Source organism: Nordella sp. HKS 07, assembly GCF_011046735.1.
GTDB lineage: Bacteria > Pseudomonadota > Alphaproteobacteria > Rhizobiales > Aestuariivirgaceae > Taklimakanibacter.
Map to the genome: position 1 here is coordinate 6,414,975 of NZ_CP049258.1, position 11,281 is coordinate 6,426,255.

The 11,281-nt window shown below is 64.0% G+C and carries 12 protein-coding genes and 1 pseudogene; 1 reads left to right on the top strand and 12 read right to left on the bottom strand.

Features of this window, described 5'->3' with window-relative positions; genetic code table 11:
- Positions 1-66 precede the first annotated feature (66 nt).
- Entirely contained in the window at positions 67-282 is a 216-nt protein-coding gene (locus tag G5V57_RS30400; RefSeq protein ID WP_165172420.1) for a hypothetical protein, read from the top strand.
- Here G5V57_RS30400 and G5V57_RS30405 read toward each other — a convergent pair.
- The 12 genes and pseudogenes from G5V57_RS30405 to G5V57_RS30455 form a co-directional block, all read right to left on the bottom strand.
- Positions 271-1,803, bottom strand: coding sequence for a M36 family metallopeptidase (locus G5V57_RS30405; RefSeq protein WP_165172422.1), 1,533 nt, complete (start codon positions 1,801-1,803; stop codon positions 271-273). The two genes, G5V57_RS30400 and G5V57_RS30405, sit on opposite strands and share 12 nt — an antisense overlap.
- Positions 1,804-1,938: 135 nt before the next feature.
- On the bottom strand, positions 1,939-2,505 hold the full coding sequence (locus G5V57_RS30410) for a TetR/AcrR family transcriptional regulator (RefSeq protein WP_165172424.1): 567 nt from the start codon (positions 2,503-2,505) through the stop codon (positions 1,939-1,941).
- A gap of 1 nt (position 2,506) precedes the next feature.
- Positions 2,507-2,969 (bottom strand): annotated as a pseudogene (locus tag G5V57_RS30415) (DUF1348 family protein).
- Positions 2,970-3,034: 65 nt separating this feature from the next.
- The gene (locus G5V57_RS30420; RefSeq protein WP_165172426.1) at positions 3,035-4,228 is read right to left on the bottom strand and encodes a M20 family metallopeptidase; all 1,194 of its coding nucleotides are present in this window, start codon (positions 4,226-4,228) and stop codon (positions 3,035-3,037) included.
- The gene (locus tag G5V57_RS30425; protein ID WP_165172428.1) at positions 4,215-5,393 is read right to left on the bottom strand and encodes a M24 family metallopeptidase; all 1,179 of its coding nucleotides are present in this window, start codon (positions 5,391-5,393) and stop codon (positions 4,215-4,217) included. Before G5V57_RS30425 ends, G5V57_RS30420 begins: the two co-directional genes overlap by 14 nt.
- 12 nt (positions 5,394-5,405) lie before the next feature.
- Positions 5,406-5,954: an NTP transferase domain-containing protein gene (locus G5V57_RS34020; protein WP_206530122.1), complete on the bottom strand. Its 549-nt coding sequence runs from the start codon at positions 5,952-5,954 to the stop codon at positions 5,406-5,408.
- Entirely contained in the window at positions 5,941-7,023 is a 1,083-nt protein-coding gene (locus G5V57_RS30430) for a molybdopterin-binding protein (protein WP_206530123.1), read from the bottom strand. Before G5V57_RS30430 ends, G5V57_RS34020 begins: the two co-directional genes overlap by 14 nt.
- Before the next feature lie 201 nt (positions 7,024-7,224).
- The gene (locus G5V57_RS30435) at positions 7,225-7,905 is read right to left on the bottom strand and encodes an XdhC family protein (RefSeq protein WP_165172430.1); all 681 of its coding nucleotides are present in this window, start codon (positions 7,903-7,905) and stop codon (positions 7,225-7,227) included.
- Complete coding sequence (locus G5V57_RS30440; protein ID WP_165172432.1) at positions 7,902-8,228, bottom strand: XdhC family protein; 327 nt, start codon at positions 8,226-8,228, stop codon at positions 7,902-7,904. The genes G5V57_RS30435 and G5V57_RS30440 overlap by 4 nt, the downstream gene beginning before the upstream one ends.
- A 9-nt stretch (positions 8,229-8,237) precedes the next feature.
- Entirely contained in the window at positions 8,238-9,476 is a 1,239-nt protein-coding gene (locus G5V57_RS30445; RefSeq protein ID WP_165172434.1) for a VWA domain-containing protein, read from the bottom strand.
- Complete coding sequence (locus G5V57_RS30450) at positions 9,476-10,399, bottom strand: MoxR family ATPase (protein ID WP_165172436.1); 924 nt, start codon at positions 10,397-10,399, stop codon at positions 9,476-9,478. The genes G5V57_RS30445 and G5V57_RS30450 overlap by 1 nt, the downstream gene beginning before the upstream one ends.
- Before the next feature lie 75 nt (positions 10,400-10,474).
- On the bottom strand, positions 10,475-11,269 hold the full coding sequence (locus G5V57_RS30455; RefSeq protein ID WP_165172438.1) for a xanthine dehydrogenase family protein subunit M: 795 nt from the start codon (positions 11,267-11,269) through the stop codon (positions 10,475-10,477).
- Positions 11,270-11,281: the final 12 nt, after the last annotated feature.

Here is an 11,281-nt window from a genome sequence, read left to right on the forward strand (position 1 = left end):
CATTGGCACGCCGGCTATCGTGCCTATATATTGCTCTGGTGAAGTCGATCGGTTCGGAGAGACATCATGAGCAAGAAGAGCGCGCCGTCGCGCCCCAAATCCGCAAAGCCGGCAGATTCGGCTGAGGAGAAGCGCCTTCTCGAGTCGCTTCGCGCCCACGGCCAGGTCAAAGAGACCGACGACCCCGACGCGCCTCTCGAGCCCGGCCAGACTCATCTGCTGCTCAAGAAGAAAGGCCAGAAGGCCGGCCGCCTTATCGAGAAGCGCAAATCATTCTTCTAGTTCAGAACAAAGGTGACAGCGGCAGCCGAAGCGCAGCCGCTCCAGCACCGCCTCCTTGCCGCGCCGCCGCACCACATGGGTCGGACGCTTTGACGAGGATACGAAACCGGCCGCCTTTCTGGCTTTTCCGCGCTTGGCGCTCTCGCGCGACGGCCCTTCGAAATCGATGAGCTTGCGCTGCACAAGAGTGGCGACATAGTCGCGCACCTCTTCCTCGACCGAGACGCTTGATTCGACCGACCCCAGAACGGCGGTCGCGCCGGCGGCATGACCGACGATCGCCACTTGCGGCGTATAGGCTTTGACATTCTTCAGACCTGCCGACAGGCCGCTGAGATCGACGGCGCGGTAGCCGGTCACCTCGGTGCTGCCCGGCCTGCCGAGCGCGAAGGGCCGTGTCGCCAGCGTCGCATTCGGACCGGCATCGAGGATCGAACGAAGCGTGCTCTTGCCCGGTGTCGACAGGGCGCCGGCTCGGCCGCCGAGGGCCGCGCGCGGCGCCAGGAAGCTCGAAACACCGAGCGTGATGCCGTGCCGATCGAAGGCCGTGCGGATATGGGCTTCGTTCAGTCCCGTCCCGTCGGAGCTGGTGCCTTGCTGGCGATCGGCGAGGATCATCGCGCGCCCGACCGATTCCAGGAAGCGCGGCTTGACCGGCGCGGATTTGACAGCGAGCGCCAGCAGCTTGGTCGCCTTCTGGCAGGCCGACCATAAACGCGACTGGCTGCTCGGCCCGGCCCGGAAGATCTCGCCGATGAGCTCGAAATAACAGCCGCTGGTGAGCTGGCCGAAACTATGGACCTCATTGATGAGAACCTCCGGCTTGCCGTTCATCGGCAGGCTCGAGGGGAAGGCCCATTTGAACTTGTTGAGGGCGTGCCGCGGTTTCGACGCATTGTGGGTTGGACCCGCGACCTTGCGGATGCCCCAGGAAAGTTGCTCCGCGGTGGCTTCGGCGAAATTCGCCTTGGTGAGCTTGCCATTCTTCTTGAGCACGGCGACCCGGGTCGGCCTGTCGGAGAGCGCGGTCATGACGGCGACGCAGTCGCCGAAGCCCTCATGGAAGGCCGCGACCTCCATCATGTTGACGTTCCACAGATCGGGCCTGAGCGAATCCAGAATGCCATGGCCGACCTCATGTGCCACCACATCCGTGCTTGCCCCCGAATAGAGGATCTTGCTGCCGATCTTGTAGTCGAAGAACGACACGCTCTCCTGATCGTAATAGGCATTGAGATCTTCGCCGAGATCGGGATTCAGCTTGAGCTTTTTCTTCGTCGCCTTGCCGGTCCAGCCGACCAGCCGCCCCGCAATCTTCTCGAAAGTGATGAGGGCGCGCAGCGCCGCTTCGCGCGCCTGCCAGGCGACGAAATTCACCGTATTGGGCGGGTAGACCGCCATCGCCGGAAGCGATGTGACATTGAAACTCATCTTGGTCGCCGGCCGGTCAGGCGTTGGCGTGATGGTCTTCACACTGGCGCCGGGGGCGTTGGGATCGTTGGTGATGAAGTTGATAGGCATTGAGGCTCTCCCTTGGGATTACGTCAAAGCCATCGCAGCTTGCGCCTTTGCCGGATTTGCTGGCAAGCACAATGTTAGACTGTGCCAATCTGCTACGCCGAGCAACAAATCGTCGAACCGATGAGACGTTCATCCTCAAGGTACCGGAAGAGGAACAGCGAGGCGCTGCTGCAGCCGGCGCAAGCTGCGGCCGAAGACGGCCTTGTCGTTCAGCGCGCGCGCCAAGGTCAGTGCTCCCTGTATGCCGCTCACCGTTTCCTCAGCGTCCGCTCTCGCCTGCCGCGCCTCTCGGCCACAGCGCTTCAGCGCGCTCTCAAGCGCCGCGACCCAGCGCTTGAAGTAGTTGCGGATCACACCGGCGAAACGGTCGCGCGTCTCGTCCAGCGCAAAGGCGCCGATAAGGCAGATGCGGCGGCCGGACTGGAAATAGCTGTCGACGGATTTCCACATCCGGGCAATCGCCTGTTCCGGATCGCCCTCCTCGAGCGGCTTGAAGACTTCCTCGACGAACCAGGCGTCCACATGGGCGAGGATTTCCGCCGCCATCTCCTCTTTGCCGCCCGGAAAGAAGTGATAGAGGCTGCCTTTCGAGAGCGTGGTGCGCTGAGTGATGACGCTGAGTGATGCGCCTTCATAGCCAAGCTCGCGGAACACTTCGGCGACGAGCGGAATTACATCGTCCCTTTCGAAGACTTCGCGCATCTCAAAGCCCGAGATCGGAAAGGCCGGGATGATCGTCGGGCCGCCGGCCGAGCGCCCAATGGAATTTGCGCTCGTTCTCCTTGATCGGCAGGTCGTTGATCGAGGCGAAGCGGCGCTGCATCAGGCCTGACCTCGGCGAACTCCCAGTTCTCGTTACCGTAGGAGCGGAACCAATGGCCACTGTCATCATGCCATTCATAGGCGAAGCGCACCGCAATGCGGTTGCCGCCGAAGGTCCACAGCTCCTTGATCAGCCGGTAGTCGAGCTCGCGCGCCCATTTGCGAGTGAGGAACTCGACGATCTGCGCGCGTCCCACCGGGAATTCGGCGCGGTTCCGCCACTGGCTGTCTTCCGTATAGACGAGCGCCACGCGCGCCGGATCCCGGCTGTTCCAGCCGTTCTCGGCCATGCGAACCTTGGCGGTCGCGGTTTCGCGCGTGAAGGGGGGAACGAGAGCGGCCATGAATACCTCCTGTCTAAACCGTCCTTTCAACTCTAGACCGACCGGTTTAGATAGGCAAGTGGCACTCAGTCCCGCTTGTCCCTCGCCAGGAAACGCTGCGCCGCCGCCACCAGCGTCATGGCGCCCACCGGCAGCGCCGCCTCGTCGACCCGGAACTTCGGATGATGCAGCGGATAGACAGCCGCCATCGCTTCATTGCGGATGCCGAGGCGGAAATAGACCGACGGGCGTTTCTCGCTATAGAAGCCGAAATCGTCAGCCGCCGTCCAGCCGGGCGCGTTCAGCACATTCTCCGCGCCGAAATGCCTGGCGGCGCTGTCGCTGACGATCTGGGTGAGCTCCTTGTCGTTCACCACCGGCGGTTCGCCGCGCTTGATGTCGAGCTCGACCTTGGCCTGGTGTGACTGCGCCACGCCGTTCAGGATCTCGCGCAGGCGCTTCCAGGCCTTGGCGCGCGTTGCCTCGTTACCGCTGCGGATCGTGCCTTTGAGCCGCACCTTATCGGCGATGACATTATAGGCGCCGCCCCCCTCGATCCCCGTCACCGAGATAACCAGCGGATCATAAGGGTCGATTTCGCGCGCCACGATCTTCTGCACTTCCGAAACCATCGCGGCGGCGGCGGCGATCGCATCGACGCCCTCCGACGGCTTCGCCGCATGGGCGGAGGAACCGGTGACCGTCGCATCGAAAATATCGCAGGCGAGCGTGTAGGGTCCGCTTCCGACCGCGATCTTGCCTGTCTCCGTATAGGGATCGACATGAATGCCGATGGCGCCGTCGACATCGTCGAGCAACCCCTCCTCGACCACGCGCCGGCCGCCCAGAGGCTCGGCCTCCTCGGCCGGCTGGAAGATGATCCTGACCGTGCCGCCGAAGCTGCCGCGCGTGCGGTGCAGATGCGCCGCGGTGGCGAAGACCATCGCCGCATGCGCGTCATGCCCGCAGGCATGCATCACGCCCGGATTGCGGGAGGCGAAATCGACGCCCGACTCTTCCAGGATCGGCAGCGCGTCTATATCGGCCCTGATCGCCACCTTGCGGTTGGAGGGTGCTGCCTCGCCGACAATGTCGACGGCGAGGCCATAGCCTGCCACTTCGCGGATGCCGGCAAGGCCTTCCTTCTCGAGCGCGTCTTTCAGATAGGCCTGTGTCTTCGCTTCCTCGTTCGACAGTTCCGGATGTCGGTGCAGATGGCGGCGGATCTCGATCATCCGATCGAGAATGTCCGCCGCCATCTCCTGCTCACGCTTTGACATGGATCTCCCTCGGGAAATTGGTCAGCGTCTCGTTGCCATGATCGGTGACATGGATGGTCTCGCTCACCTCGATGCCCCAGCCATCCATCCACATGCCGAGAATGCAATGCACGACATTGCCCGGCTCCAGGACCGTCTTGTCGCCTGGACGAAGGCTGATCGTATGCTCGCCCCAATCGGGGGGATAGGCAACACCGATCGAATAGCCGATACGCGATTCCTTCTTGAGGCCATGGCGATGGATCACCTTGCGCCAGGCCGCTTCAACCTCTTCGGCGAGAATGCCGGGCTTCGTCGCCGCCAGGACCGCGTCCATGCCCTCGAGCACGGCCTTCGCCGTATCGGCCACCGGTTGCGGCGTTTTGCCCAGCTGCATGGTGCGGGCGAGGCCCGCCGTATAACGCCGGCAGACGCCGGCCAGCTCCAGCGCGATGGTCTCATTGGCGCCGAAGCGGCGGTCGCTCCACATGACATGCGGCGCCGACGCATTCTCGCCGGCCAGGATGGTCGGCGGCAGCGCCGTGATGTCGCCGGCAAAATCGGGGCTTCCGGCCACTTGCGCGGCCTGGATCTGGGCGATGGCGTCGCATTCGCGCACGCCGGGCGCAATCACCTCATACGCCTTGGCGACGGCGGCCTCGGCCAGGAACGACGCCTTGCGCAGATAGTCGATCTCGGATTTCGACTTCACCGCGCGAATCCAGTTCACCAGCAGATCGGCGTCGTGGAATTTCGCATTGGGAAGTCCCGCCGTGAGCCGCGCATGGGCCTTGGGCGAGTAGTAATAAGCTTCAAGTTCGATGCCGATGCGGCGGTTGCCCCAACCCTTGGCGGTGATCCATTGGGCGATCCAGTCCATCGGATGGCGGTCGGCGCGCTGCACATGGTCCTCCGGAAAGCCGACCACATTCTCAGGCTTCATCCAGGCGCTGAGCAGCCCGCCGGCCGCGTCCATGGCGCGGCCGATCCACACGGGCTCGGCAACCTCGATCGGCACCAGAACCACTTGCGGCGTGTAGAACGACCAGCCGTCATAGGCAGTGATGTAATGCTGATTGGCGACGTCGTTGACGATCAGCAGATCGAGACCGCGCCTTGCCATCTCGGTCCTGATCTTTTTCAGCCGCACATCATACTCCGCGCGCGCGAAAGGCAATTCGATCATTCTCTATACTTTCTATTGTGGAGAGGTCTTGAGCCGGGCCAGCGCTTCCGGCGTGTCGAAATCGGCGAGCACCACATCGGATCTCACCTGGACTTCAGCGATATGGTCCTCATGCGCCTCCATGAGGCCCTTGGCGCCGCGGTCGCCGTCGAGCGCCAGCATCTCGGCGAAATAGGCGCGGCTCCAGAGCACCGGATTGCCACGCTCGCCGGCATGGACGGGCACGATGATGGAGCGTTTCTCCGCCGGGCTGAAGGCGGCGATGAGCCGATTGATATGGCGGCCCGCCACCAGCGGCATGTCGCCCAGCCCCACAACCACGCCATCGGCATCGCCCGGCATATCGGCCAGCCCTGCCTTGAGCGAGCTGGCGAGGCCCGAAGCATAGGCCGGATTGTGGACGAAATGCACATCGAGACCGGTCAGCGCCGCCTCGACGCGCTCGCGCTCATGACCGGTGACGACGATCACCGGCCTGGCCGCGGAGGCCAGCATGGCTTCCACCGTCATGCGGATCATCGCGCGGTCATCGATCCTAGCGAGGAGCTTATTGGCGCCCATGCGGGTTGAGCGGCCGGCCGCGAGGATCAGCCCAGCGATGTTCGGTGCCCTTTGCGGCTTCGCCTCCCCGCCTTCTCGCGGCGCCGGGCGCGTCGGAATTTCCTTGAGTAATCCCCCCGGCTCCCATGTCCATGATGTCCTGGCCGGAGACATGCAGACCCGCCATGAGCCGCGCCAGCACCCAGTCGAAACCATTGAGCTTGGGCGAGCGCGCGCAGGTGGGAACGCCGATTACCGAAGCCCCTTCGAGTCTCCCGAACATCATGAGATTGCCTGGATCGACCGGCATGCCGAGATGCACGACCTCGCCTTGCGCCTGTTGGAGGGCGGCGGGGATGACATCGCCCCGATCGACGATCGCCGACGCGCCGAAGATCAGGATCGGATTGAGGCCCTTGCCGTGCAGCGCCGACACCGCATCGCTGACCGGCGCCACGGCATGATCGACCACCATCACGTCGACGAGCTCGCCGTCGAGCGCCGCGATGCGCTCGCGGATCGCCTCTTCGGATTTGGCGACGATCGTCGGCTTGGTCTGCGGAAGTCTGGTGATGACGAGGCCGGCTTTGCGATGTTTGAAGCCTTCGACGCGGATGAGCGGATCCGAGCCGATGACCGACAGCCCGTCTTCCAGCATGTCGCGCGGCACCGCGAAGGGAATGACCTTCACCGTCGCCACCAGCTGCCGCTCCTCGACGATCTCGAAGGGGGCCGAGGTGGCGAGCGTCAGATTCTCATGCACCCGGTTGAAGGCCCGCACGCGATCGCCGTCGATGACCACGAGTCCGCGGCGATGCGCATGCAGATTGGCGCGCCCGGTGAAGGGCGCCTGCACGGTCGTGCCGTCGCCGGCAATTGCCTTGGCCACGGTCTCCGCCGCCTTGTCCTCCGGCACGTCGTCATCCGACAGCCGCGCCGCGAAGACCTGGACGACGCCGCTTTCCTCGAGCAGCGCGACATCGGCCGGGGTCAGCACACGGCCCTTCTTGAACATGCCGGTCTTATGCTTGACCGAATGCGCCAGAATGGCGCCGGTTGCATCCGTCACCGGTATTTCGCCGAACTTCATCGCGAGCCCGTCACCGTAAACCCTCGCCCCGTGAAACGGGGAGAGGGAGGGACCCGCCGCGCAGCGGCGGGAGGGTGAGGGGCATGTTCCAGTAAGCTCGCGAGAGGCCCCTCACCTTCCCATTGCTTCGCAATGGGCCCCTTCCTCTCCCCGCTACGCGGGGCGAGGTATTTGCGCGATATCCGGCCAACCCACGGCATCTTAGCTCCCCAGTCTCAGCACGCGCGTGAGCTCGGCCATGATCGAAATGGCGATCTCCGGCGCGCCTTGAGCGCCAATAGCAAGGCCAATGGGACCATGGATGCGGGCGATATCGGCCTCGGAGAAGCCGGCGCCCGCGAGACGCTGGGCGCGCGCCGCCTGGTTCTTCTTCGATCCAAGGGCGCCGATATAGAAGACCTTCGATTTGAGTGCCAGATGCAGGGAGGGGTCGTCGATTTTCGGATCATGAGTCAGCGCCAGGATGCCGGTACGCTGGTCGAGACCAAGCTTCGGCAGGATTTCGTCCGGCCATTCGGCATGGAGCATGATGTCGGGAAACCGGGCGCCGGTGGCGAAAGCGCCGCGTGGATCGACCACCACTACGTCATAGCCCGCCGCCTTGGCGATCGGGATCACGGCCTGCGCGATATGGACGGCGCCGATGATGACGAGGCGCAGCGCCGGATTATGGATATGGACGAAGAACTCGCCTTCCGGAACCTTGTGCACCCCGCTGCGGTCGAAGCGGAAAGCCTCGTCCAGAATATGGGCGAGAATATCGTCGGCCGCATGATCGCGGGTCACCACGCGTTGCGCGCCGGTGGCCAGCTCGGTAACCAGCGCCACGGCCTTGCGCTGGGCCCTGGCCTCCAGGACCTGCTCGAGAGTATCGAAGTTCATGCGCCGAGCGGTTCCACATAAACACGAATCTTGCCGCCGCAGGCGAGGCCGACCTGCCACGCCGTCTCATCCGCCACACCGAAAGCGAGCGTCTTGGGCTTGCCCGAGGCGATGATGTCGATCGCCTCGGTGACCACCGCGCCTTCGACGCAGCCACCCGATACCGAGCCGATAAAATTGCCGTCCGCGTCAATGACAAGCTGGCTGCCGACCGGCTGTGGCGCCGAGCCCCAGGTCTCGATGACGGTGGCGAGCGCCACTTGCCGTCCGTCTTTCAGCCACTGCGCCGCCTGATCGAGCACGGTGGGATCGGAGCCTGCCATTTGAACCTCCTAGCCTGCCTTGAGCCATGTCCTGGGATCATGCTCCGCCCGCCTTGGCGCCGCAAGCGCGGCCGCCAGATCGGCAAGGCTGTCGAGCGAATGGACCGGCCTGAACTCATCGATATAGGGCATCATGGCGCGAATGCCAGCCGCGCGCGCCTCGAAGCCCTGATACCGCAACAGCGGGTTGAGCCAGATGATGCGCCGCGCCGAGCGGCGCAACCTTGCCATCTCGGTCTCGAGCAGCGAAACATCCTCGCGGTCGAGGCCGTCGGTCATCAACAGCACATGGGCGCCCTGCGTCAAAACCCGCCGCGCCCATTTATAATTGAATTCCTTCAGAGCACTTCCGATGCGCGTGCCGCCCGACCAGTCCCTGACCGCCGAGGAGACTTTCGCCATCGCCTCATCGACATCGCGGCGCTTCAGCTCGCGCGAGATATTGGTGAGCCTGGTGCCGAACAGGAAGACCGAAACCCGCTCGCGGTCATTCATCAGCCCATGCAGGAAATGCAGGAACATGCGGCTGTAATTCGAGCACGACCCCGATATGTCGCACAGCACCACCAGCGGCGGCTCGCGCCATTGCCGCTCGCGCCGGGCGAGATCGATGAAATGGCCGCCGGCCCTGAGCGAGCCCTTCAGCGTGCGCCGCAAATCCACCCGCTTACCGCTGTGGAAGGGCCGGTAGCGACGGGTCGGGATTTCGAGCCGGTGAATGCGCAGGCGGGCGATGGCCTGCCGCGCTTGCGCCTGCTCGCTCACCGTCATCTGCTCGAAGTCCTTCCGCCGCAGCACTTCCATTGCCGAATGCGAGAAGGTCGCGTCGAAATCGAGCGAACCCGGCTTTTCCTCGCGCCGGCTGTCGCTCTCGACCTTGTCGAACATCGCCTCCGCCAGGCGCCGGAAGCCGGCTTTCTTCGCCTTCTCGTCGGCAGGCCTGGTGATCTGCTGGAACATCAGCTGCATGAGCTGCTCCAGCATCTTGGGCTTCTTCCAGAAGACATGGAAAGCCTGATCGAAGATCTCCTTATGCTCCCGCCGTTTCACGAAGACGGCATGCAGCGTCCAATAGAAATCCTCGCGCGAGCTGAGCGTGCCGATCGCGGCCGCATCGAGCGCGTCGATGACATGGCCGGGTCCCACCGGCAACCCCGCCTCGCGCAGCACGCGCGCGAAATGCATGATGTTGAAGGCGAGCCGGCCGGAAGGCGCAGCACTCCCCGGCAATAGCGGAGGCCGGGCCATCAGCCCCGCGCCATGGTGGCGATCTCGGCCTTGATCTGATCGAGAATGCGCTTGGCCTCCGATCCTTCCATGCGCACGATGTCGTCCTGGTATTTGAGCAGCACGCCCAGCGTGTCATTGACGGTCTGGGGATCGAGCGCCACGGCGTCGAGCTCATGCAGCGCCGAGACCCAGTCGAGCGTCTCGGCGACGCCCGGCGCCTTGTAGAGATCACCACCGCGGAGCGCCTGGACGAAGCCCACCACCTCGCGCGCCAGTATCTGCGAGGCTTCGGGACGGCGCGCCTTGATGATGGCGATCTCGCGCTCGGCATCGGGATAGCCGACCCAGTGATAGAGACAGCGCCGCTTCAGCGCGTCATGCACTTCGCGGGTACGGTTGGAGGTGATGACGACGATCGGCGGTTCTTCCGCTTTCACCGTGCCAAGCTCCGGGATCGTTACCTGGAAGTCGGACAGGACTTCCAGCAGGAAGGCCTCGAAAGCCTCATCCGTGCGGTCGAGCTCGTCGATCAGAAGGACCGGAGCTGCCCCTTTCGGCGCCTCGAGCGCCTGCAGCAGCGGCCGCTTGGTGAGGAATTTCTCCGAGAAGATGTCATGGCCCAATCGGTCGCGGTCGAGATCGCCGGCTGCTTCCGCGAGCCTGATCTCGATCATCTGGGCTGAATAATTCCACTCATAGACGGCTGCATTGACATCGAGGCCTTCATAGCACTGCAGCCGGATGAGCCGTCGACCGAGCGCCTCGGCAAGCACCTTGGCGATCTCGGTCTTGCCGACACCCGCCTCCCCTTCGAGAAAGAGTGGCCGGCCCATGCGAAGGGCGAGAAACACCACGGTGCCGAGCGCCCGGTCGGCGATGTAATTCTCGGCCCCCAGCAGCGCCGCCGTGGCGTCGATCGAGGTGGGAAGCGGTTTCGGCATGATGATCCTTCAAAGTAAAGGGGCCCGCATGTCTATACATACGGGCCCCGCTATTCGCAAAAGCGTCAAAGGGCACTACTTCGCCGCCGCCACCGCGCGGCGCGCCAGCACATTGACGAGATGGGCGCGGTATTCGGGCGAGGCATGCAGGTCGTTGTTGAGACCGCGCGGGCTGACCTTGATGCCGGCAATGGCGTCGGCCGAGAACTTTGCTTCCAAGGCCTTCTCCATCTCCGGCACGCGGAACACCTTGGGCCCTGCCCCCGTCACCGCCACGCGCACCGAGCCGTCCTTGAGCTCGGCCACTATGACGCCCACCATCGCATAGAGCGAGGCCGGGTTGGGGAACTTCACATAGGCCGCCCGTTTCGGCACCGGGAATTCGACCGCCGTGACGATCTCATCATCCTTGAGCGCCGTCGTGAATATGTCGGTAAAGAACTTGTCGCCGGCGATCTTGCGTGACGAGGTCACGACCGTGGCATTGAGGCCGACGACCGCCGCCGGATAATCCGCCGCCGGATCATTGTTGGCGATCGAGCCGCCGATCGTGCCGCGATGACGCACATGCGGGTCGCCGATGCCGCCGGCGAGCCGCGCCAGCGCCGGTATGGCCTTCTTGAGCTCCTTGTCGGCCGCGACATCGGCATGCACGGTGCCGGCCTTGACCACCACTTTGGCGCCGGCAACCTCGACACCGGAATTGTTGAGACCGCCGAGATCGATGATGTCGGTGGGTGCGGCCAGTCCCTGCTTCATGGTCGGCAGCAGCGTCATGCCGCCCGACAGGAACTTGCCGTCCTTGGCTTTTTTCATCGCCTTGACGGCATCAGCGGGTTTCGTGGGCCGGTGATAATTGAAATTTTCCATGGGTCGCCTCCC